Below are 20,968 nucleotides of genomic sequence, written 5' to 3' on the forward strand. Positions count from 1 at the left end.
TCATGATTCGTGAAATTCTGAAAATGGGCGACGAGCGCCTGCTGCGCATTGCCCCGCCAGTGCCGGCCGAAATGTTCGACAGTCCCGAACTGTGGCAACTGATCGATGACATGTTCCAGACCATGGAAAGTGTGGGGGGCGTTGGCCTGGCTGCTCCGCAGATCGGCGTCGACCTGCAACTGGTGATCTTCGGATTCGAACACAGCGAGCGTTATCCGGATGCCGAAGCCGTACCGCAGACGATCCTGATCAATCCGTTGATCACACCGCTGAGCCCGACCCTGGAAGAGGGTTTCGAGGGCTGCTTGTCCGTACCGGGCCTGCGCGGCGCGGTGCAGCGTTACCAGCAGATTCGCTACGAAGGCGTCGATCCCAAGGGCGAGCCCATCGTGCGTATTGCCTCAGGGTTCCACGCACGGGTGGTGCAGCATGAATGTGATCATCTGATCGGCCGCCTGTACCCGTCGCGCATTACCGACTTCAGCAAGTTCGGCTTCACCGAGGTGATGTTCCCGGACCTGGACCCCAACGCCGACGATTAATCGCCGCAAAACCCTGTAGGAGCGAGCTTGCTCGCGATGGACGTTAACGATAACGCGTACTTTCTGGATTAACGCGCTTCCCTCAGGTTTTTCGCGAGTTCAAGCTCGCTCCTACAGATTCAGGGTTCCAACCCCATCGCAATCATCGGCTTGCTGCGCGCATATCGGCTCAAGCGTTCAACCATTGCGTAAGGCATCGGCGGATCGAAAGTAAACCCGTGTCGCTCGTAGAACCCGCGCAAGTCCGGATGACAGAACAACCACACCGGCTGTTCGCAATCCTTCACCGCGGCCGCAATCAACCCGGCGGCAATCCCTTGCTCGCGACACCCCGGATCGACAAACAACCCGGTCAGCCAATGCCCGCCGGACACCGGACGCAAACACAGCGCGGCAACAATCTGCTCACGCCGGGCCACCCACAACTGTGCGTCGCGCACGGCCTTCATCGACGATTGGTGAGCGCGGTAGAACTTGTTCATCAAGGGCCATAACGGCTCGTCGAGCAGGGCGTATTGGGTGTCGGGCATGGTCTAGGGCTGTCGGTGTGCAAAGCGGGCGATTATAAAAGAACACGCGCTGCGGGATAGGTGTATACCTGATCTCACATCCCCTCGAGTGGAGTACGCATCATGTCCAAAGGTATGGATTCAAAGAAAGCAGCGAAAAAGAAACCGGCGAAAACCGCCATTGAAAAACGCGCGGACAAGAAGGCCAAGAAGGTTGGTGTGTTCGGTCACTGATCCCGCGTTGACTGATCGCTCCCATGCAACATGGGAGCGATCCTCCCGAAAATAATCTGCAGGATTTCCCAAGGCCATTGCACAGAAGGGGACTGGTTCCCGATCTGAGCAACGCCATGCCCCATTATTTCGATAGCGCCCACCAAGAAGAAATCGAAACCCTGCGCCGACGCTTCACCGCCCGTACCGAATGGCCCACCTGGTTGCTGTTGATCGGTGTGTATGGGGGCTGGTTCGGCATCGTGTTGTACAGCCATCGGCTGGGTTTGTGGGGGAGCACGCTGTTGCTGATTCCACTGCTGGTGCTGTGGTTATCCGTGCAACACGAACTGCTGCACGGTCATCCCACGCGCTGGCCAATCCTGAACAAAATCCTTGGCTACGCGCCGTTTGCCGTCTGGTATCCGTACACCTTGTACCGCGATAGCCACTTGTTGCATCACCGCGACGAGGACCTGACTATCCCCGGTCGCGATCCGGAAAGCCGTTACCTGAGCGCCGGGCAGTGGCAGGGCAGTTCAATACTGGTGCGCAGGCTGCACTGGCTGAACAAGACCGTACTTGGCCGCTTTGCCCTGGGTGCTCCGTTGGCCTTGCTGGCGCTGGCCGGTGAAGAGTTGCAACGCTTGAAAGCCGGCAATCGTCAGGCCTGGCTGATGTGGTTGAGTCATGGCGCGATGACCGGGTTGATGCTGCTGCTCATCAAGAACTTCAGTGTGTTGCCGGTTTGGCATTACCTGTTCTTGATCAGCTTGCCAGCGCTGTCGATCGCCATGATTCGCTCCTACTATGAACATCGACCTCTTGCAGCGCCGAAACAACGAACCGTGCTCAATGAAGCCGCATGGCCGTGGCGCTGGCTGTTTCTGAACCTCAATTTTCATCTGGTGCATCACGAATTGCCGGGCTTGCCCTGGTACGACTTGCCACGCGCCTACCGGGCCCGTCGTGAGCAATGGCTGGTGCGCAGCGGCGGGTTTCTGGTGCAGGGTTATGGGCAGTTGTGGCGTGAACATGGCGTCAAAGCCATCGACAGCCCGAGGCATCCGTTTCACTGAAGCATGGATCACCTTCAAACCCTGTAGGAGCGAGCGAAAAACCTGAGAGCGCCGAGGTGAATCAGGCTTCCCGCGTTATCGTTGTCGCCCATCGCGAGCAGGCTCGCTCCTACAGGGGATTGCGTTGCATGAGGAAGTTTTGATGACCCAACACATCGCCGAACTACAGATGTACGTCGCCCCCGAGCTGATCCACCAGGCCAACGAACGCTGGCTGGCGCGAATCCTCGAGCACTTGGGTGAGACCCGTCGTGATGCCGAAGGCCTGTCACTGCCGGACCTGTGGCTGTCGCCGCACTTGCTGCTCACACAAACCTGCGGTTATCCGCTGATGACGGCATTGCGTGGCAAGGTCCGGGTACTGGGCCGCCCTCGTTATGAACTACCGGACAGCAGTTGCGGAAATCATTGCAGCCTGATTCTGGGCCCCGTTGCTGATGCACGGCAAACCCTGGCGGATTTTCGCCACAGCCGGGGCGTGATCAATGGCCAGGACTCCAACAGCGGCATGAACTTGCTACGCCACCGGTTGGCGCCGTTGCAACACGACGGGCAGTTTTTTGCTGAGGTCGGCGTCAGCGGTAGCCATCGCGAAAGCCTGCGCTGGTTGCGCGAAGGCCTTGCTGACCTGGCGGCCATCGACAGCGTGACCTTTGCCTATCTGGCGCGTCACGCCGCAGAGGAAGTGGCGGGTTTGCGCGTGATCACTCGCAGTGCTTTGAGCCCGACCTTGCCCTACATCACGTCAGCCACCGTCAGCGATCAGCAGGCTGAAGCGCTATTACAGGCGATGAATCAAGCGCTGCGCGAGTTGCCTGATGTCGCCGAAACCCTCGGTTTGCCAGAGGTGCTGCCGGCTAGCGAAAGCGACTATCAGGTTGTGCTCGATTATCAGCGTGAGGCTGAGGCATTGGGGTATGGGCATTTGCGATGACGGACTGGCAGGGGCAAGCAATTTTTAATTCTTTATAGGAATATAAAAATAAGTTTTAAATATTATTAACGAATAAGTCTCCTTGCTAGGATTCGCCTCACCGGACCACCGGACATTCAGCGACCCCTAACCCAGGAGCCCCTATGTCCGGCACCGATATTCTTCATCGTAAACACGTGGACAGCCTGTTCCGCGCTCACTACCACTGGCTCTGCATACGCCTGCGTCAATCCCTGAACGATGCCGCCGGTGTCGAAGACATTGCCAGCGAAACCTTTGTGCAATTGCTCGAAGCCCCTGGCCTGACGGCCATCCGCGAACCCCGTGCCTTGCTCACCACCATCGCCCAACGCCTGCTTTATCAGCGTTGGCGTCGAGGGGATCTGGAGCGCCGGTACGTTCAGCAAATGCAACAGGCCGAGCCTGACCACGCCGATTCGCCGGAGCAGCTGGCTCATTTGTCCCAGACCCTGACCCGTGTGGATCGCAGCCTTCAGCGCCTGCCCGGCAAAGTCCGCTCGACCTTCCTGCTGTCGCGGATCGACGGCCTCACCTATCCGCAAATTGCCGCTTCGCTGGGCATCTCGCTGCGTTCGGTCAGCGACTACATGACCCGTTCCCAAGCCCTGTGCGACCGGCACAGCGCCAATCAAGCCCTGAACCGTCCACTCCAGAACAAGAGGTCCGCATGAGATCGATCAAAACCCTGCTCGGCAGTTCACTGCTGGCCCTGAGCCTGTTGTCCCACCCGGCATCGGCCACGGAAAAAACCGCACCCATTCACTTCGGCGACATCACTTGGGAAAGCGGCAGTTTGATCACCGAAATCCTGCGCCTGATCGTTGAAAAAGGTTACGGCTACCCGACCGACACACTGCCGGGCAGCACCGTCAGCCTGGAAGCGGCGCTGGCCAAAAACGATATTCAGGTCATCGGTGAAGAGTGGGCCGGACGCAGCCCTGCCTGGGTCAAGGCGGCGGCGGAGGGCAAAGTGTTCGGCCTTGGCGATACGGTCAAAGGCGCCACCGAAGGCTGGTGGGTGCCGGAGTACGTGATCAAGGGTGACCCCGAACGCCGCATCAAACCGTTGGCCCCCGAGCTGAAATCCGTTGCCGATCTGGCGAAGTACAAGGACGTGTTCCGCGACCCTGAAGACCCGAGCCGCGGACGCTTCCTCAACAGCCCGACCGGCTGGACCTCGGAAATCGTCAACAGTCAGAAACTCAAGGCCTATGACCTGACCGCCAGCTACGTCAACTTCCGCACCGGCTCCGGTGCCGCGCTGGATGCCGAGGTGGCGTCGTCGATTCGCCGTGGCAAACCGGTGCTGTTCTACTACTGGTCGCCAACACCGCTGCTGGGGCGTTTCAAACTGGTGAAGCTCGACGAACCGCCGTTCGACGCCGAAGCCTGGAAAACCCTGGCCGACGCCAACAACCCGAACCCCAAGGGCACGCGCTCGATGCCGGCGAGCCTGGCCATAGGCGTATCGGCACCGTTCAAGGCGCAATACCCGGATCTGGTGACGTTCTTTGAAAAGGTTGATTTGCCGATTGATCTGTTGAACCAGACCTTGGGCCAGATGAGCGAAAAGCGCCAGAAACCCCGCGAAGTCGCCGAAGCGTTTTTGCGTGAGCAACCGCAGGTGTGGAAGGGCTGGGTGCCAGGGGAGGTGGCAACCAAGGTGAGTGCAAGCTTGTAGTACTTTCTGACGTTTCTGTGGTGCTTGAACTGCCGTCTTCGCGAGCAAGCCCGCTCCCACATTGGATCTGTTGCGCCCACACATCCCGTGGTCAACAGCGATCCCCTGTGGGAGCGGGCTTGCTCGCGAATAGTCTCCAGTCTTACGCCAATTCGGCGGCCAACGCCGCCTTCACCGCCGGCCGCTGATCCACCCTCGCTTGAAACCCTGCCAACGCCGGCCACTCATTCAAATCAATCTCAAACAACCTCGCCCAACGCAACACCGTAAACAAGTACGCATCAGCAACACTGAACCCGCCCACCATCAAAAAATCCTGTCGCTCCAACGTCTGGTTCAACACGGCAAAACGCTTGAACAGCTTCTCCTTGATCAACGCTTTCACTTCATCCGGGAGTCGGCTGTTGAACAGCCAACCGAGCCCGCCATGAATCTCCGTCGAAAGGAAGTTCAGGCACTCTTGCAACCGCACCCGCTCGAATGTCCCCTGGGCTGCGGCCAGTTTCGCTTGCGGCTGCAGATCCGCCAGGTATTGCAGGATCGCCGGGCCTTCGGTCAGTACTTCGCCGTTCTCCAGCTGCAAGGCAGCGACGTAACCCTTGGGGTTGATGGCGAGAAAGTCGTCGCCGTCGGCGGTGGTTTTGGTGATGTTGTCGACGCGGATCAATTGGAAGGGCAGTTCCAGTTCGCGCAATACGATATGCGGTGCGAGCGAGCAGGCTTGGGGGGCGTAATACAGCTTCATGGGGCGGGCTCTGGTTGTGGGTTTACGCCAGTGTCATAGTGCGCGGCACTCTCGGTAAAATTAATCTTTCAGAAATCTGCCATAAGGAAAGCTACTGCCATGATGAACCTGATGCACTGGCGAATGGTGGTGGCCGTGGCGGACACCGGCAACATCACCCGCGCCGCCGAACGGGTCGGCATGACCCAGTCCGGCGCCAGCCAGGCCCTGGCCTTGATCGAGGAAACCCTGGGCGTGCAGTTGTTCAGCCGGGAGAATCGCCAGACGTTGCCGACAGCCATCGGCCTGCCGGTCATCGAGCAGGCACGGACCATGCTCGGTGCGCTGGAAGCTATTCGTAGCACCGTCGAGGCCGCAAAAGGTGTTCAACGCGGGACGATTCGCCTGGCCAGTTTTCCCATGGTACTGGCGACCTTTCTGCCGCCGTTGCTGCGTCAGTTCAACCGGCTGTATCCGGGCATCGAGGTGGCCGCCCTGGAAGTCAGCGATGACGAAGTGGAAACCCTGCTCGGCGCAGGGTTGGTGGATGTCGGCGTGGTGCTCAATCCATCCGCCGAGCGCAAGGCCAGTCCTTTGGGACGCGATGCGTGGATGGCGGTATTGCCCGGCGGCCACCCGCTGGCGCGGCGCTCCCATGAAGAAGGCGTGTCTCTCGCCGAGTTGGCGGCGCAACCCTTTGTATTGGCCACGGGCGGTTGTTCGACCAATGCACGAAGCCTGGCTGCCGATGCGGGCCTGCAACTGCAGGATGTGCGCGTCGAGGTCCGTGAATGGAGCAGTGCGTTCACCCTGGTGCGGGAAAACATCGGCGTGAGCCTGGTGCCGGAAATGACATTGCCGGGTAATCGCCAGGGTTTACGTGTGGTGCCGGTGTTGCCGCGGATCGAGCGCGAGTTTGCCTTGGTGGTCGCGGCGAACAAACCACCGTCGGCGGCGGTGCAGGCGCTGCGGGACATGCTCGACGAACGGTAACCCCCCAACCAATTGCTGAACCGTTTTTGTCCTCAATGCTGGCCGACTAGTGGCCTTGCAAGCCCAAGGTTGCTGTCTATGATCAGTTGTAACTAACCATGTCGACCGTGATGAGGCGGTCGATGTTGTGCTGCAAGAGTGCGCAATTAAAGGCACCGACACTTAACGGAAATGGAGTTGTGCGCTAAATGGAATTTGCTTTGAATCTGTTAGGGCTGGCCCGCATGCGGGCTATCAAGAGAAGGATGTCTTGATGAGCGTGTCGCTATAAGGACCCTCCGATTGATCATCATTTATCACCTGACGAGTCCTTCTTTTTGGAGGAATGCGTGTGCCTGTTCCAAGGAACGTAGTGGTGGATTTGAAAGACCTGCAACTTTCATCAATCAAAAAACCGCGCTGAAGGTGATACAACAATGTTCAACCTACATCACAAGGCTGACCTGCTGGAAATCGAACGATTCAGCTGTGCGCTGACTGAGGCCAACGCCAAGTTGGCGGCAATCAGTCGCTCAATGGCGATGATTGAATTCACCCCGGACGGCATCGTCATCGATGCCAACGAAAACTTTTGCAGTGTCATGGGTTACAGCGCCGAAGAAGTGCGCGGCAAGCATCACCGGGTCTTTTGTGAAGAGCAGTATTACCGCAGCGATGACTACACCAAATTGTGGCGCGACCTGGCGCGGGGCGAGCCGCTGAGCGGGACCTTTTTGCGCTTGCACAAAAGCGGCCGGGAGATCTGGCTTGAAGCCAGCTACATGCCAGTGCTGGGTCCCGACCGACAAGTAAAAAGCGTGATCAAGGTCGCCACCGACATCACCGCCCGGGTCAACAAGGAGCACGAAAACGAAGCCCGGCTCGCCGCGATCGGCCGCTCCATGGCCGTGATCGAATTCACCCCCGAAGGCAAGGTCATCAGTGCCAACGAAAACTTCCTGAAAACCATGCAGTACTCGCTCAACGAAGTGGTGGGGCAGCATCACAGCCTGTTCTGCCACCGTGCCGAAGCCGAGTCCCAGAACTACCGGAATTTCTGGGCGTCGCTCAACCGCGGCGAATATCACTCCCATCGTTTCGAGCGCAGAAACAAACAGGGACAGACGGTATTTCTAGAAGCGTCATATAACCCGTTGTTCGACGCCAAGGGCCGATTGTACAAAGTGGTCAAGTTTGCCAGCGACATCACTCACCAGATGACCACCCTGCAAACCGCCGCTGAATCGGCCCACAGCACTTCGGTGCAAAACGACGTCTGTGCACGCAAAGGTTCCGAGGTGGTGCAGCAGACAGTGCAGATCATCCAGGACATTTCCAAAGACCTGAACGAAGCGGCGCTGAGCATCGATGCCGTGAGCAAGCAGTCCGACATCATCGGCACCATCGTGCAGACCATCCGCGGCATTGCCGATCAGACCAACCTGCTGGCGCTCAACGCCGCGATCGAAGCGGCCCGCGCTGGCGAGCACGGGCGCGGATTCGCGGTAGTGGCCGATGAAGTGCGCAGCCTCGCGGCACGCACCAGTCAGGCGACGCTGGAGATTGTCGAAGTGGTGCGCAAGAACCACGACTTGTCGCTGAGCGCGGTGTCTAGCATGCAATCAAGTTTGAGCCGAACCGGCCTCGGCGTAGAGCTGGCGAACGAGGCAGGGGAGGTGATCCTGGAAATCCAGCAGGGCTCGCGCCACGTGGTGGATGCGATCAGTCAGTTCAACTCGACCTTGCAATTGAACTAAGCAGGGCAACTTGTAGGAGTGAGCTTGCTCGCGATGGACGTCAACGATAACGCGTGAAGGCTGGTTGAACGCGGTGTTCTCAGGTCCTTCGCGAGCAAGCTCGCTCCTACAAAAAACAGCGCGGCATTTTTCGGCTCCTCAAGGCAAGCCGTTGCAGCAATGCTTCAGGAACCCCTGGTGTTGCGCCAGGCGTTTGAAATAGTCATCGACGGCGGGGTAGTCCGGACGCTCGATCGGGGTCATCAGCCAGCGGTTGACGGACAGGCCGATGACAACGTCGGCCAGGGTAAACCGTGGCCCGGCGACATACGCCTTGGTGGTTGCGAGTTGATGTTCGAGGATGCCCATCTTCTGGTTCCAGCCGCGGACACCGACCTCGAGGCTATGCGGGTCCTGGAATTCCGGGTCCTTGCGCACCAGTGCCATGAACGGGTATCTCCAGGACGGATTGAGCTCGGTGGCTTGCCAATCCATCCACTGCTCCACCCGGGCGCGGGCGGCTGGTTCGGTCGGCAGTAGCTCGGCATGATGGTGATGGTGTTTGCCCACCAGGTAGCGGCAGATGGTATTGGACTCCCACAACACACCCGCTTCATCGATGATCACCGGCACCAGGGCGTTGGGGTTGAGCCTGAGAAACTCGGGGCTATGGGTGGACGCGAAGCCACTGCCCCAGTCCTCGCGTTCGTAGGTTATGCCCAGTTCCTCGCAGGTCCACAGGACTTTTCTGACGTTGATGGACGAGGCTTTGCCGAGAATTTTCAGTACATGTTCCATGGTCTTCTCCAGCGAGAATGGCTTACAGGCAATTGTAGGTGGTGGCATGTAGGAAGGCGCCTTAGGAAAGCGGCTTCAGATGAGTTTCGCAGGTTACAGTTTCTTGCACCCTTGCCTACAACTACGCCAGAATCCGCCGACTTGTGCGCCTGGTATCCGGACTCTATCGTTCCGTGTCGCTGCAAATTCAGCGATCGGGTCTAGCAGCCTGGATACTTTAGGCGCATAGCGTCCACCACTCGTGAGCAGGTGTTTTTTATATCTGTTAGCTCATGTTATGGCGGCTGTGCGCGGGAAGACCTTCGGGTCTACCGGGTTCTAGAGTCCTGGTCTGCTAGCCCGCGCACGGCTGCCACCTTATTTTCGTCTAGCAGCGAATCGTGGCAGCTCCATCACTCTAGGAGCATCACCATGTTCAAACCCACGCCCAACCCCCCACGCAATCCCAGCCCAATGTTCTCCATCTCACCCGGCATCAATAACGAAACGCTGTTGGCGCACGCCTGCGAATCACTGGCCTCGGCGAGTGTGATGACCAATGACTTTGCGACTTTTCTGGAAGGCAGTCAGCGCAACACGGCACTGGCGATTGCACAGATCATCATGCTGGCGGAACTGGCGGTGAATCGGGTGCTGGATAACCTTGATCCGCAGGATTGATCGTCGAACCTGTGGCGAGGGAGTTTGCTCCCGCTCGAGTGCGAAGCACTCCCAATATGAATGGATGCGTTCTATCCGCATTGCGACGGCTGCGCCGCCGAACGGGGGCAAGCTCCCTCGCCACAATAGGGGCTGTATTGGAGGATCAACTACGGTGTTGCGATTTTCGTCGAACTAATCAGGTCTTTGACTACAGTTGACTGATTTGTCTTTCGCGTGGCCAATCCAAGTATCGCCTTCGGCCACTCAAGCCGAAGTGCTCTGTATTGCAGGTCAGCGCGTTGAATTCGCTGCATCGATGCGGGTACCACTGCAATACCCATCCCGGCAGATACCAGATTCACAGCGGATGATAGTTGGGGTGCCTGCTGACGGATGGTCGGATTGAAGCCAGATTGCCGGCAAGCGGTCACGATATCCGCACTCAGCCCATAACCGGATTTTCGCGAATACAGGATGAAGTTTTCCTGCCGTAAATCAGCAAGCGACAGACGCTTGCGTGACGTTAATGGGTGGCCGTCAGGCAGGACAACAATAAGTGGCTCTTCGGATAAGGTGATGAAGTCAATGTCGCCGTCCATAGCAAACGGAGGCCTGACAAACGCAGCGTCAATTTCTCCACGGCCGAGCCTGGCAATAAGCGATTCGCTATCGTTCTCCTCAAGGTTTACCTCCACCTTGGGGTGCTGTCGCTGGTAACGGCTGATCAAACCGGTGACGGTATCGTTGAACGAAGCGGACTCGGTGAATCCCAGGTTCAACGAACCGACCTCTCCTCGTGCGGCGCGCCGCGCATTTTTTTGGGCGTCTTCGGCACGCGCAAGAATATCTTGTGCCGATACCAGGAATACCCTGCCAGCATCACTGAGTACGACGCCGCGTCCTATCCGGTGGAAAAGTGGGGTGCCAATTTCATCCTCCAAATCACGTATTTGCTGCCCAAGCGGGGGTTGGGCGATCCCAAGTTGTTCGGCGGCTCGTGTGAAGTTCTCCGCTTGGGCCGTAACGACGAAATAACGTAGATGCCTGAGTTCCAATTAGGACTCCAAAGATACTAATTCTGTATATTCTAAATATTAGACATTTTGTTTTTGTGGCGCCATGCTTCTTCTGGACCAAAGATACCGTCAGTGGTCGGTCATAACGCTGACGGTCCGAGATTCAGGAGCGCTTCATATGAAACCAACTCGACAATTACGTGAAAAACTATCCTTAGGCTCTTCCGTGATAGCACCCGGCGCCTATGACGGTATTTCCGCTCGACTAGTTGCCATGGCGGGTTTTGACGCGGTCTATGCCAGCGGTGGCGCGATTGCGCGTGCTACTGGATATCCAGACATCGGTCTACTGAGCTTCAGTGAAGTATTGGAACGGATCGAGAAAATTGTCGAGGCCAGTGACCTGCCGGTGATTGCAGATGCCGATACTGGATTTGGGGGATCAGCCAATGTTCAGCGCACGGTTCGAGCTCTAGAGCGTGCTGGCGTCGCCGCTTTTCACCTTGAGGATCAATCGTTTCCCAAACGCTGCGGTCATCTGGATGACAAAAAGCTAATAGACGTAGGTGAGATGTGCCGGAAAATTCGGATTGCCCGCCATACGCTGATTGATCAGGACTGCATGATCATTGCCCGTACCGATGCAATTGCAACAGAAGGTTTTGAGTCAGCGTTAACCCGGGCCGAACAATATGTGAAGGCAGGGGCAGATATGATTTTCGTGGAAGCCCCGGAGACACTGGATCAAATTCGCACGATTGCCCAACGCATCCCAGGACCAAAGCTGATGAACATGTTTTATGGCGCAAAGACTCCCTTGATGCCCATTGAAGAGCTGTCCTCCCTTGGCTACCAGCTCGTCATTATTCCTTCGGATATGCAGCGTGCTGCGATATACGCCATGCAAATCGTTTTGGCTGAAATCAAGCGCTCAGGGGATAGCAGCGCTATGGCGGCGCAATTGACGAGTTTCGAGGAGCGCGAAAAAATCGTTCAGACCAGCCGGTATCTTGCCTTGGACTTGTTGTAAATCCTGCTATGCGGTCGGACTGCAGGAACTGAGTTGAGTTAAGAAAAAAAACCGAATCTGCGAAACATAGGAAAGCAGCATGGATGTGCAACTCATTACAGTGGCCGGTTTGGTAGCTGTGACAATCGCGCTGTGGGCAACGCGTAGACTTCCAGAGTACTTGACTGCACTTTTGTTCTTCGCGTTCGCGATGATTCTCCATGTCGCTCCCGCCCCCTTGATCTTCTCTGGGTTTACCTCCGCCGCATTCTGGCTCGTTATCAGTGGCTATGTCATCGGAATCGCTATTCGAAAGACTGGATTGGCCTCTCGATGTGCGAGGGTACTCGCGGTCCATCTTTCCGGCTCATATCCGCAAATGGTCGCTGGCATTGTCGGCCTCACTTACGTGCTGGCTTTTGTTATGCCTTCTAACATGGGGCGTATTGCACTTCTGATGCCGATTGTCCTGGCGCTTGCTGATCGAGTGGGGTTCGGGGAGAACCGTGCAGGGCGTATAGGTCTTTCACTCGCTGTCGGCTTTGGAACCTTCCAGCTTTCGGCATCCATTCTGCCTGCGAATGTTCCTAATCTTGTCATGGCGGGGGCGATCGATACCACGTACGGACTGCAGTTATCCTATCTGCCCTATCTGATACTGCACGCGCCAGTACTTGGAATTCTGAAGGGACTTGCACTATGTGCATGTGTCGTCTGGTTGTTTCCAGATAAAGCGGAAAAAAGCATTGAGGTGGAACCAGCTCGCCCTTTGAGTTCTGAGGAGAAGAGACTGGGCATTCTTCTTTTGATCACTCTGGGACTCTGGCTTACCGACTCCTTGCACGGTATTTCCCCGGCATGGGTCGGTCTCGTGGCAGCTTGCCTATGCCTCCTTCCCCGAATCGGCTTTGTATCCAGCGACGAGTTTGGTCAAGAGGTAAATCATCGGACCGCGGTCTATGTCGCAGCAATCCTTGGACTCGCCGCACTTGTAGGGCAGAGCGGACTCGGAACGTTAATAGGCAATGAAGTTCTCGCCATTGCACCGTTGGATCCGGACTCACCGTTTCTCAGTTACACCTCAATCGTAGGTCTTTCAACGCTGCTGAACTTCGTGGTTACAGCGAACGGAGTTCCAGCGCTATTTACTCCCTTGGCACAGTCGTTAGCCACTGCATCCGGGTTATCGTTACTTAGCGTTCTGATGATTCAGGTCATCGGATTTGCAACGCCGATTCTACCTTACCAAGCCTCTCCGATTGTTCTTGCTATTGAAATGGGAAGAATCCCCTTCATGGCAGCGTTACGACTGAGTCTTGCGCTTGCATTCATTACGTTTGTTGTATTGGTTCCCATGAATTACGGATGGTTCGTCTTTCTGGGTTGGTTACCGTGATCCTGTCGTTTGCTTGAAGTGCATCACACGTTAACCGAATAACCAAAGTCGATCTCGCTAGCGGGGACACCGCCCTGCATTCCCCAGTTTTCCGCATCGTGCTCATCGAGCAGGATGAGTACCGAAGAGGGTGCAATAGCCAACAGCTCCGCAAGCGAGTTGCTCAGCTCCATATAGAGTTTGCGTTTTGTCGCCAGCGTACGGCCTTTGAACACAGTGATACTCACCTGTAAATACTCCGGCTTATCACCGGGAGCGCGAAAATCTTCCTCGCGATAGTGTTCGTAACGGGCTTGTAGTTCTTCATCGCTGACCCCAAAGGCCCGTTTCAGGCATCGATAAGTTGTCTCGATGACCTCGCGTCGGATGCCCTGGGGGCGATTGACCGGATCTTCAACTCGTACGATTGGCATAGGAAAACTCATGAAAGGTGAAGAAATGAGGAGAACTCAAGAAGTTGCTCATGGACGACTTTGTGTTGTTCCACCAGCCAGTTCAGGGCGGATACCTGGTCTTGCGATGGTTTGTCTTGAGACAACTTGAAGCGGCCTTCGACGGTTTCTGGGTGTATGGAAAGTCCGAGGATGTGGGGCAGGTTCCGTATAACTCTCGGGTCTTGAGTGTCGACACGATACTCGCAACCGTCGGGTGCGAACCGTTGTGCGCTTTGCATAAGAATGTCGAGGTTTTCGGTTTCGTTGTCGATCACTTCGATGTCTGCCTGTATATGGACCGCCAGGTAGTTCCAGGTAGGCAATTGCGTATTGCGGTAGGCTTCTGGCGGGATGTAACTCGATGGCCCGATAAAGGCGATGTGGCACTTCAACGATGCCGCCTCCCTGAACTGGGGGTTGCGTCGATCCACATGGCCAAACAGCGTCCCATCCGGATTGCGCAATAAAGGGATATGGCTGCTGTGAAAGTTGCCGCCCGTCTGGGACGTAATCAGCGCCAATGGAAACGTGTCGATAAAACGATTGATCAGATGCTGATCTGTACAACGATGTTCACGGTAATGGAAAGGACACTGACTCAAGAGGTGGCTCCCGATGGACTTGGACGGTTAAAAAGAGTGAATGCACGGCGGCGTTGTGTGTAGCGGTCCACGGCAATAAGCGTTTGTGCCAGCCATCCGAGGACGTTGCCCTTGTGCCAGTAACGAGAAGAGGAGAAAGGCAACTTTAAGGCGTCTTTACCCAGCAGCCGGTCCGTCAGCGTACGGCCCATCAAAGTCGATAGTGCCAGGCCGCGGCCATTGCATCCGCTCCAGCTGATGATGCGCTCATCTGGGCTATCGACCGCTGGCATCGCGTCGTGGGTCAGCCCCACCCAGCCTGCCCATAGGTGTTCCAATTCGCCTGGAGGTTTTGCATAAATCGTATGGAGGCGCTCCTTGAGCAAGGAGCTACATTGATTGACTGATTGCACCAACGGCAATGCAAAACACCCAGTCAGTACCCGGGATCGCTCGAGCTTGCGAAAAAACCACATGTCTTTTCGGTTGTCCGAAAAAGGCATTACACCGACGTCCGGTCCAACCTCGGTCATGTCAAATGTCGCGAGGATCAGGGCCATTGGGCTCACCGCCCGTCGAGTCATACGGCTTGCCTCGACACCATAGGCGTTTCCGGCGACCAGAACGCGATTTCCCTTGAGCTCTCCCAATGGAGTGATGATGCCCAGATGAGAGGCGTGCGGATTGATCTGCAAGGCTGGGCAGTCTTCGACAATTCGTCCTCCACGGCTGGCAACGTCGTTCGCCATGGTCTGCACCAGTGCGAAAGGGTCTACCGCTCCACCCTCTGGGTAGTACAAGCCGGCGCTATAATGCGCAGTCCCCAGATCGCTCTCCATGCGTTTACGGTTGGACATTTCCACTCTAATGCCCAGGTTTTGCCAGCCTTGGGCGATGGCCTGCAATTGCGGTGTGCAGTGGTTTGCCCATGGCTGCATCCAACCAGTCTGGTGCGACGTCGCACCAGACCAGGAAAGGACATCGCTGCCGGCGTGCTGAAGCGCACGAGCGAAATGGCCAGCACCATCCCCAAGACACTGGCGTAATGACTGCGGCGTGTGCCGGGAAGGCACTGGTACAACGAAGCCAGAATTGCGCCCGCTTGCCCCTGCGCCTATCTGGCTCGCCTCGAGTACGGTCACCGAACACCCGGCGTCCAGAGCCTGCAAGGCAGCAGCCAGTCCGCCGATTCCAGCACCGATCACCACTACATCGCTGTCGAACGGAAGCAGTGCCGAATGCACGGTTTTACACGGCCACCCGGCTTGCCAGACCGATGGGGCGATCAATAACCGGGAAAGATTTTTCTCAGGCATAACGCTGATACTCAACCCGTTTCGACAAATGGGTGTTGAGCGACTCGACAATGGTTTTCGAGCGCAGGGCGAGCAAGCTGAAGGAACCTGCATCGCCCATCCCATGGGAGGACTCGCAAAGTCCGTTGAGGTAGGTCGGCAAAGACCCGTCCAGATTGATCCGATAATCGCGGGCGGTTTGCATAGCGCCGTGACGTGTTGCCAGAGGGGCGAGTAGTGGAGGGTAGGGTTCTTCGCGCTCGCCGGTACCCAAATCGAGAAACCCTGTGGCCAGAATCACCAAGTCGAAGGTTTTTCGAAAGGTTTTTCCTTCCAGAAAATGCCGGCTCTGCAACTCGATACCTTCTGTTCCGGGTATGCAGGCGGTTATTTCATGGCATGTTTTGATCTCCAGCCAGTGCTCGCCGCGCAAGCTCTGCTCGTACCGCTTGATATAGAGCTGATTGAGTACATCGATGTCAGAAGCTGAATAGTTGGTGTAGAGCAGCTCCTGACGTAACCGGGTTTTATGCTCGGGGCTTGCACGGTGAAAAGCATCGACGAATTCGGGGAAATAGACTTCATCCGAAAAAGGACTCGTGTCTTTCTGTCGGTAACCGAAGTTTCGGGTGTAACCCACGACTTCCTTCACGGCCGCCTGCTCACTGACATGCAGCAATATCTCGACAGCGCTTTGGCTGCCTCCGATCACAGCCACACGACATTGCCCGGCGGTGCGTTCGATGGTTTCTTGCAGAGCCGGCAGATAATGATTCAGATGTTGTATCCGAGCATCGACAAGTCCGGTGAAGGGCGCCGGGATATGTGGTGTTCTGCCCGGTGCCAGTACCAGACTGCGAGCGCGATATACTTGGCCATTGGCTGAGCGGACCCGGTAGTGATCGATGCCGGCCTCAGATCCCGCTTCCACCTCCTCGACCGATACGGCTTTACAGCTGTAATCGACTTGCTCCTTGAAGAACTCCGCCACCCAGGTCACGTATTGCGCGTACTCAAGCCGCAAAGGGTAATGCAGCGGCAAGTTCAGGTGCTCGTAGAGACGCTGGTTTTCGAACAGAAAGTTGGTAAAGGTGTAACGGCTGCGCGGGTTGCGCGGCGTTACCAGATCACGCAGGGGATGATTCTGGATGTCCGAGCCTGGCAACAGCATGTTGGGCTGCCATAGCGGTTCGGATCGTCTTTCCACAAAGCGCACCGTCAACGCGGGCGCTAACTCCTCAAGTGCGATAGCTAACGCAATGTTCGCAGGGCCGAAGCCGATGCCCAACACGTCCAGTATTTGCGTGGAGGTGCTCATGCCTGTACTCCCACGGCAACCTTGCGTGTATGTCCCTTGGTTTTGGCGGGCGTATGTCGAGCCAGTACCCGGCTGAGGCGCTCGACAATCTCACGCACCTCGTCACGGGTAATCACCAGTGGCGCCAGGAAGCGCAGCACGGCACCCTGCCGACCACCGCTTTCGATGATCAGGCCTTCATCCAGACAGGCTTTTTTAACCGCGCTGGCCAAGGCGCCCGCTGCCGGTGGATGGCCCAGTGCATCCGGGGTTGCGTTTGGCTCGATCAATTCCATACCCAGCATCAGCCCCCGCCCACGAACGTCGCCAATGCAGGGGAAGCTGTCTTCCAATTCCAGTAGCCCTTGACGCAGCAATTCGCCTACTTCACGGACATGCTCCAGCACGTGCTCGCGCCGGATAAATTCCAGGGTTGCCGCGCCACTGACCAGTGCGATCTGGTTGCCTCGGAACGTGCCGGCATGGGCGCCGGGCTTCCATTGGTCATACTTCTCCAGATAGACGAGCAGTGAAAGCGGATACCCGCCCCCGATGGCTTTGGACAGCAAGATGGCATCGGGGATGATACCCGCATGCTCGAAGGCGAACATGTCGCCACTGCGGCCAATACCGGTCTGGATCTCGTCAATCACCAATGGCACTTGATGACGCTGGGTGATTTCTCTGACCTGACGCAACCAATTGGCGCTGGCGGGGATACAACCCCCTTCGCCCTGAATGGCTTCAAGCAAGACCATTGCCGGCTTGCACACGCCGCTTTCGGGATCACCAAGCACGCTTTCGAGAAACGCCAGGCTCAGGCGTTCGGTTTCAAGGGCGTCGACCTGGGCGCCAAAGGGGCTGCGATAGGTGTAGGGATAGGGCAAGAATTGAATTTCTGCAGGCACGCCACTGATTGCTTGTTTGGGGCCCAGATTGCCCATCATCCCTAAAGTGCCATGGCTCATCCCATGGTAGGCGCCCTGAAACACCAGCACAGGACGGCGCCCAGTTGCGGTTTTGAATAGTTTGAGGGCAGCTTCAACCGCATCCGCTCCAGTCGGACCGCAGAACTGGAGCTTGGCCTGTGAGGCAAAGTCTGCGGGCAGGGCCGCAAACAGCTCATTCATGAAGTGATATTTGGCCGGCGTCGCAAGGTCCAGTGCTTGTTGTAGCTGTCCCGACTGCAAGAATTCGATTACACGCTCCTGCACGAAAGGGTGGTTATGACCCAGAGGCAGGGCTCCAGCGCACGCCAGGCAGTCGATATAATTTCGACCATCGCTGTCCTGCACCTGGGCCAGCGCCCCGTGAGTGAAAATTCGTTGAATATTGCGTGCATACGTACGGGCGTTGGACTCGCGGCTGCTGAAGTATTCGATAGTGTCAATGCTCATGTTTTGGCTTCCTTGTCACTGCGAGACTGTTCGGATCAATTGCGTGAAGCTGCGATGTCTGGAAGCTTCCCCCAGGTTTTTCAGCCAGCGCCGGTATTCGAGTCCCATGCGGTCGCTGTTCACGTGCATCTCGGCTTTGGGATCCAGAGGCAAACGGGCAGGACGCTGCGCTTCGACAATGTGTCGATCCTGTTCAAACACAATGTTTTGGCGCGAGAGGATCTGTTCCAAGCTCAGCTCAGGGCCGAAATTGATGGCCACGATCAGCCAGATAATGCATTCGGCTTCATCGACGGGAGTGGCATTGAAGAAGGTGCAGAACCGTTCGATTTCGCCAGTCTTTTTCTTGAAATAGGCCGTCGTCGGGTTGAAGACCGAGTACTTATAGCGCGCGGTCACGGGGATTGCCCGATGGTCGCCATAGGGCTGGAAAACGCTTATTTCACTGGAGTGTAAGCCTCGTTCATCGAGACTGACCGTGTATTGTTTTAGCGGCTCAGGGGCGTCGGGTAGCCCATTGAGGTTGGCGTGGACAAATGGAAAGTGCGACGCATCGATGAAGTTTTCTAGCGCTCGCAAGGCATTTGCCTTGTAGTGGTAAGGGCCAGCAAAAATTTTCCGGTAGTTGCTGTCTTCCCACTGAGCGAAATCGGGCAGGGGGCGATCGGGCTGCTCCAGACTTGCCCAGATAAAGCCGAATCGTTCTTGCGCGAAGTGACGAAAGATTAACCGCTCGGATGAAGGTCCCGCCCGGCCAGGGTGTGCAGGGACTAGTTTGCAGTCACCATGACGGTCATAGCGCCAGCCGTGGTAGGGGCATTCGATTTGCCCTTGCTTGACGCAGCCAAGAGATAATCTTGCCCCGCGGTGGCCGCAGTAATCTTTCCAGGCGTGCACGCCTCCCGAGTCGTCGCGCCACAGCACCAAGTCTTCCCCCAGCAACCGGACCGCCTTGGGCTTGCTAGCATCCAGGTCTTCGCTGAGTGCGACCACATGCCATTGGTTGACCAAGGCTTGGTAATCAACTTCTTCACGATTCCATTCACCTTTGTATAACATCGGCGTTCCCCTTTTTTCGGGCAAAATGATGCCATTACAACGTCCGCTGGCGATGTATTGGGTTTGTAAGGTGTTCGCGGTTTCTGGGACTGCGGTGGAGGCAGCTCTCATCCAAGCTGCGCAGTCCCATCGTTTTTGTCGGCGAGACAGCGGTCCTCCAAGTCAGTGCTTTTTGCTCATGCAGCGGCAACTTTCGGTATAGGTAATGTTGTTTGGGTCTCTTGTTAGCCGAAGCTTAATGGCTTTCGATTGCATTACCAGACGCAATAAGAAACAAGGAAATGCCTGTAGGAAGTGGGATGTTGTTACGAGTTTTTTAAACGCGAAGAGTGATTACTAGTCATCACTTGAACGATCACTTAAGGGCCAAATTTGTCCACCAAATCTCATCATGCAGCAAGGACTGTGGCTTCTGTAGATAGATGACAGTCCTCACTCCTGCCAGTTCGTACCAGGACTGATCATGAAAATGGCGGGCACGGTAAACTTTTGAAGCGTGCCCTCGCAGATAGCTTTAAGTACTCTCGCGCACCTTCAACTCAAACCCCATGTCCTGCACCGGCCTGGCCACGGTATTGCCGGCCATCAGCGTCAGCATCTGCTCCGCCGCGCGGCGGCCGATGGCTTCGCGCGGGGTGTTGATGCTGCTCAGGCGCGGGACCATGTGTTCGGACATGGGCAGGTCGTTGAAGCCGAGGATCGCCACTTGTTCGGGGATCTTGATTCCATGTCGCATCGCTTCGAGCAGCGCGCCCTGGGCCAGGTCGTCGTTGCCGAAGAAGATCGCATCGACATCCGGGTGGCTGGCGATCATCTGCAAGAACAATTCGCCGCCCAGGCCGACCGAAGACGGGCGGGGCGTCAGCACTTCCAGCGCCGGGTCATACAAACCGGCCTTTTGCAGGGCTTTGCGGAAACCTTCGCCGCGCAGCAAAGTGCGCTGGTCCAGTTGTGCGCCGATGTAGGCCAGGCGTTTGCGACCGCGAGACAGCAAGTGTTCGGCTGCCGTTTCACCGGCGGCCAATTGCGAGAAACCCACGCAATTGAGCCCGGCGGCGCTGTCCAGTTCCATCATGTACACGCAAGGAATATTGCTGGCTTCGATCATCCGCCGCGAACTTTCGGTGCGGTCGAAACCCGTCAGCAACAGGCCGCGCGGCTGATAGGCCATGTAATTGCGCAGCAGGTTTTCTTCTTCATCGCGCGAGTAGTGGAAGTTGCCGATCAGCACTTCGAAGCCCTTGGGCCGCAAAACCTGATGAATGGCTTCCAGTGTGTCGATGAACAGCAGGTTGGACAGCGACGGCACCAGCACCACGACGGAATGGCTCTGGGCCGAGGCCAGGGCACGGGCGGCAGGGTTGACCACGTAGTTGAGTTCGAGCGCTGCTTTCTGCACTTTTTCCACCAGTTCGGTGGCCACGGTGCTGACGCCACGCAAAGCGCGCGAAGCGGTAATCGGGCTGACGCCGGCCAGTCGGGCTACTTCGTTCAGGGTAGGGCGGCCAGTGGTGCGGGTATTTTTATCGTTTTTAGTTGGATTCATCGACGGCTTGCCAAACAAAATTCAAGGCACTAAGGTAGCGCTGTCTCGATGCAGCTGCAAATGCGTGAGCGAGGGTTCGCCTGATCC

20 protein-coding genes and 2 pseudogenes are annotated in these 20,968 nt (G+C 56.7%); 11 read left to right on the plus strand and 11 right to left on the minus strand.

What is annotated here, in order from left to right:
- Nucleotides 1-2: 2 nt before the first annotated feature.
- Entirely contained in the window at nucleotides 3-542 is a 540-nt protein-coding gene (def, locus tag B0D71_RS27825) for a peptide deformylase (protein WP_103397564.1), read from the plus strand.
- A gap of 119 nt (nucleotides 543-661) precedes the next feature.
- On the opposite strand, the gene B0D71_RS27830 is transcribed toward def, so the two are convergent.
- On the minus strand, nucleotides 662-1,072 hold the full coding sequence (locus tag B0D71_RS27830) for a GNAT family N-acetyltransferase (RefSeq protein WP_103397565.1): 411 nt from the start codon (nucleotides 1,070-1,072) through the stop codon (nucleotides 662-664).
- 329 nt (nucleotides 1,073-1,401) lie between these two features.
- On the opposite strand from B0D71_RS27830, the gene B0D71_RS27835 reads away from it, so the two are divergent.
- From B0D71_RS27835 to B0D71_RS27850, 4 genes are all read left to right on the plus strand, one after another.
- Nucleotides 1,402-2,343, plus strand: a complete 942-nt coding sequence (locus B0D71_RS27835) for a fatty acid desaturase (RefSeq protein ID WP_103397566.1) — start codon at nucleotides 1,402-1,404, stop codon at nucleotides 2,341-2,343.
- Between the two features lie 142 nt (nucleotides 2,344-2,485).
- On the plus strand, nucleotides 2,486-3,277 hold the full coding sequence (locus tag B0D71_RS27840; RefSeq protein ID WP_103397567.1) for a phosphate/phosphite/phosphonate ABC transporter substrate-binding protein: 792 nt from the start codon (nucleotides 2,486-2,488) through the stop codon (nucleotides 3,275-3,277).
- A 143-nt stretch (nucleotides 3,278-3,420) separates the two neighbouring features.
- Nucleotides 3,421-3,969 carry a sigma-70 family RNA polymerase sigma factor gene (locus B0D71_RS27845; RefSeq protein ID WP_103397568.1) on the plus strand — a complete coding sequence of 183 codons (549 nt, stop codon included), beginning with the start codon at nucleotides 3,421-3,423 and terminating at the stop codon, nucleotides 3,967-3,969.
- A complete protein-coding gene (locus B0D71_RS27850) occupies nucleotides 3,966-4,979 on the plus strand; it encodes an ABC transporter substrate-binding protein (RefSeq protein ID WP_103397569.1) in 1,014 nt (337 codons plus the stop codon). The genes B0D71_RS27845 and B0D71_RS27850 overlap by 4 nt, the downstream gene beginning before the upstream one ends.
- 142 nt (nucleotides 4,980-5,121) lie before the next feature.
- On the opposite strand, the gene gstA is transcribed toward B0D71_RS27850, so the two are convergent.
- Complete coding sequence (gene gstA, locus B0D71_RS27855) at nucleotides 5,122-5,724, minus strand: glutathione transferase GstA (protein ID WP_103397570.1); 603 nt, start codon at nucleotides 5,722-5,724, stop codon at nucleotides 5,122-5,124.
- Nucleotides 5,725-5,823: 99 nt separating this feature from the next.
- Between gstA and B0D71_RS27860 the strand changes: the two genes are divergently transcribed.
- From B0D71_RS27860 to B0D71_RS32520, 3 genes and pseudogenes are all read left to right on the plus strand, one after another.
- Nucleotides 5,824-6,696, plus strand: coding sequence for a LysR family transcriptional regulator (locus B0D71_RS27860; protein WP_103397571.1), 873 nt, complete (start codon nucleotides 5,824-5,826; stop codon nucleotides 6,694-6,696).
- Between the two features lie 416 nt (nucleotides 6,697-7,112).
- Nucleotides 7,113-7,886: pseudogene (locus B0D71_RS32515) on the plus strand (PAS domain-containing protein); the annotation flags it as partial.
- A 129-nt stretch (nucleotides 7,887-8,015) separates the two neighbouring features.
- Nucleotides 8,016-8,432, plus strand: a pseudogene (locus tag B0D71_RS32520) (methyl-accepting chemotaxis protein); the annotation flags it as partial.
- 138 nt (nucleotides 8,433-8,570) lie between these two features.
- On the opposite strand, the gene B0D71_RS27870 reads toward B0D71_RS32520, so the two are convergent.
- Nucleotides 8,571-9,209 carry a glutathione S-transferase family protein gene (locus B0D71_RS27870; protein ID WP_103397573.1) on the minus strand — a complete coding sequence of 213 codons (639 nt, stop codon included), beginning with the start codon at nucleotides 9,207-9,209 and terminating at the stop codon, nucleotides 8,571-8,573.
- Between the two features lie 411 nt (nucleotides 9,210-9,620).
- Between B0D71_RS27870 and B0D71_RS27875 the strand changes: the two genes are divergently transcribed.
- Nucleotides 9,621-9,869, plus strand: a complete 249-nt coding sequence (locus B0D71_RS27875) for a DUF6124 family protein (protein WP_007974480.1) — start codon at nucleotides 9,621-9,623, stop codon at nucleotides 9,867-9,869.
- A gap of 149 nt (nucleotides 9,870-10,018) precedes the next feature.
- On the opposite strand, the gene B0D71_RS27880 is transcribed toward B0D71_RS27875, so the two are convergent.
- A complete protein-coding gene (locus B0D71_RS27880) occupies nucleotides 10,019-10,906 on the minus strand; it encodes a LysR family transcriptional regulator (protein WP_103397574.1) in 888 nt (295 codons plus the stop codon).
- 139 nt (nucleotides 10,907-11,045) lie between these two features.
- On the opposite strand from B0D71_RS27880, the gene B0D71_RS27885 reads away from it, so the two are divergent.
- Entirely contained in the window at nucleotides 11,046-11,897 is an 852-nt protein-coding gene (locus B0D71_RS27885; RefSeq protein WP_103397575.1) for an isocitrate lyase/PEP mutase family protein, read from the plus strand.
- A 79-nt stretch (nucleotides 11,898-11,976) separates the two neighbouring features.
- Nucleotides 11,977-13,272 (plus strand): SLC13 family permease, encoded by a 1,296-nt coding sequence (locus B0D71_RS27890; RefSeq protein WP_103397576.1) that lies wholly within the window; start codon nucleotides 11,977-11,979, stop codon nucleotides 13,270-13,272.
- A 23-nt stretch (nucleotides 13,273-13,295) separates the two neighbouring features.
- Here the strand turns inward: B0D71_RS27890 and B0D71_RS27895 are convergent, their stop codons facing one another.
- From B0D71_RS27895 to gntR, 7 genes are all read right to left on the minus strand, one after another.
- Complete coding sequence (locus tag B0D71_RS27895) at nucleotides 13,296-13,685, minus strand: tautomerase family protein (protein ID WP_165798761.1); 390 nt, start codon at nucleotides 13,683-13,685, stop codon at nucleotides 13,296-13,298.
- 8 nt (nucleotides 13,686-13,693) lie between these two features.
- Nucleotides 13,694-14,308, minus strand: a complete 615-nt coding sequence (locus B0D71_RS27900; protein ID WP_165798762.1) for an FMN-binding negative transcriptional regulator — start codon at nucleotides 14,306-14,308, stop codon at nucleotides 13,694-13,696.
- A complete protein-coding gene (locus tag B0D71_RS27905) occupies nucleotides 14,305-15,603 on the minus strand; it encodes an NAD(P)/FAD-dependent oxidoreductase (protein ID WP_165798763.1) in 1,299 nt (432 codons plus the stop codon). The genes B0D71_RS27900 and B0D71_RS27905 overlap by 4 nt, the downstream gene beginning before the upstream one ends.
- Nucleotides 15,596-16,900: a SidA/IucD/PvdA family monooxygenase gene (locus tag B0D71_RS27910; protein WP_103397580.1), complete on the minus strand. Its 1,305-nt coding sequence runs from the start codon at nucleotides 16,898-16,900 to the stop codon at nucleotides 15,596-15,598. Before B0D71_RS27910 ends, B0D71_RS27905 begins: the two co-directional genes overlap by 8 nt.
- The gene (locus tag B0D71_RS27915) at nucleotides 16,897-18,276 is read right to left on the minus strand and encodes a diaminobutyrate--2-oxoglutarate transaminase family protein (protein ID WP_205886061.1); all 1,380 of its coding nucleotides are present in this window, start codon (nucleotides 18,274-18,276) and stop codon (nucleotides 16,897-16,899) included. The genes B0D71_RS27910 and B0D71_RS27915 overlap by 4 nt, the downstream gene beginning before the upstream one ends.
- A 15-nt stretch (nucleotides 18,277-18,291) precedes the next feature.
- Nucleotides 18,292-19,446 carry an aromatic ring-hydroxylating dioxygenase subunit alpha gene (locus tag B0D71_RS27920; protein WP_205886063.1) on the minus strand — a complete coding sequence of 385 codons (1,155 nt, stop codon included), beginning with the start codon at nucleotides 19,444-19,446 and terminating at the stop codon, nucleotides 18,292-18,294.
- A 403-nt stretch (nucleotides 19,447-19,849) separates the two neighbouring features.
- Nucleotides 19,850-20,881: an HTH-type transcriptional regulator GntR gene (gntR, locus tag B0D71_RS27925; protein WP_103397582.1), complete on the minus strand. Its 1,032-nt coding sequence runs from the start codon at nucleotides 20,879-20,881 to the stop codon at nucleotides 19,850-19,852.
- Nucleotides 20,882-20,968 lie beyond the last annotated feature (87 nt).

Origin of the sequence: Pseudomonas laurylsulfativorans, from assembly GCF_002906155.1 — a bacterium.
In the GTDB taxonomy this organism is placed as follows: Bacteria; Pseudomonadota; Gammaproteobacteria; order Pseudomonadales; family Pseudomonadaceae; genus Aquipseudomonas; species Aquipseudomonas laurylsulfativorans.

What these genes read in the sequence shown, in the direction of transcription:
- def (WP_103397564.1), top strand. Translation starts at nt 3, where the DNA reads ATGATTCGTGAAATTCTGAAAATGGGCGACGAGCGCCTGCTGCGCATT.
- B0D71_RS27830 (WP_103397565.1), bottom strand. Translation starts at nt 1,072, where the DNA reads ATGCCCGACACCCAATACGCCCTGCTCGACGAGCCGTTATGGCCCTTG.
- B0D71_RS27835 (WP_103397566.1), top strand. Translation starts at nt 1,402, where the DNA reads ATGCCCCATTATTTCGATAGCGCCCACCAAGAAGAAATCGAAACCCTG.
- B0D71_RS27840 (WP_103397567.1), top strand. Translation starts at nt 2,486, where the DNA reads ATGACCCAACACATCGCCGAACTACAGATGTACGTCGCCCCCGAGCTG.
- B0D71_RS27845 (WP_103397568.1), top strand. Translation starts at nt 3,421, where the DNA reads ATGTCCGGCACCGATATTCTTCATCGTAAACACGTGGACAGCCTGTTC.
- B0D71_RS27850 (WP_103397569.1), top strand. Translation starts at nt 3,966, where the DNA reads ATGAGATCGATCAAAACCCTGCTCGGCAGTTCACTGCTGGCCCTGAGC.
- gstA (WP_103397570.1), bottom strand. Translation starts at nt 5,724, where the DNA reads ATGAAGCTGTATTACGCCCCCCAAGCCTGCTCGCTCGCACCGCATATC.
- B0D71_RS27860 (WP_103397571.1), top strand. Translation starts at nt 5,824, where the DNA reads ATGATGAACCTGATGCACTGGCGAATGGTGGTGGCCGTGGCGGACACC.
- B0D71_RS27870 (WP_103397573.1), bottom strand. Translation starts at nt 9,209, where the DNA reads ATGGAACATGTACTGAAAATTCTCGGCAAAGCCTCGTCCATCAACGTC.
- B0D71_RS27875 (WP_007974480.1), top strand. Translation starts at nt 9,621, where the DNA reads ATGTTCAAACCCACGCCCAACCCCCCACGCAATCCCAGCCCAATGTTC.
- B0D71_RS27885 (WP_103397575.1), top strand. Translation starts at nt 11,046, where the DNA reads ATGAAACCAACTCGACAATTACGTGAAAAACTATCCTTAGGCTCTTCC.
- B0D71_RS27890 (WP_103397576.1), top strand. Translation starts at nt 11,977, where the DNA reads ATGGATGTGCAACTCATTACAGTGGCCGGTTTGGTAGCTGTGACAATC.
- B0D71_RS27895 (WP_165798761.1), bottom strand. Translation starts at nt 13,685, where the DNA reads ATGCCAATCGTACGAGTTGAAGATCCGGTCAATCGCCCCCAGGGCATC.
- B0D71_RS27905 (WP_165798763.1), bottom strand. Translation starts at nt 15,603, where the DNA reads ATGCCTGAGAAAAATCTTTCCCGGTTATTGATCGCCCCATCGGTCTGG.
- B0D71_RS27910 (WP_103397580.1), bottom strand. Translation starts at nt 16,900, where the DNA reads ATGAGCACCTCCACGCAAATACTGGACGTGTTGGGCATCGGCTTCGGC.
- B0D71_RS27915 (WP_205886061.1), bottom strand. Translation starts at nt 18,276, where the DNA reads ATGAGCATTGACACTATCGAATACTTCAGCAGCCGCGAGTCCAACGCC.
- B0D71_RS27920 (WP_205886063.1), bottom strand. Translation starts at nt 19,446, where the DNA reads ATGAGAGCTGCCTCCACCGCAGTCCCAGAAACCGCGAACACCTTACAA.
- gntR (WP_103397582.1), bottom strand. Translation starts at nt 20,881, where the DNA reads ATGAATCCAACTAAAAACGATAAAAATACCCGCACCACTGGCCGCCCT.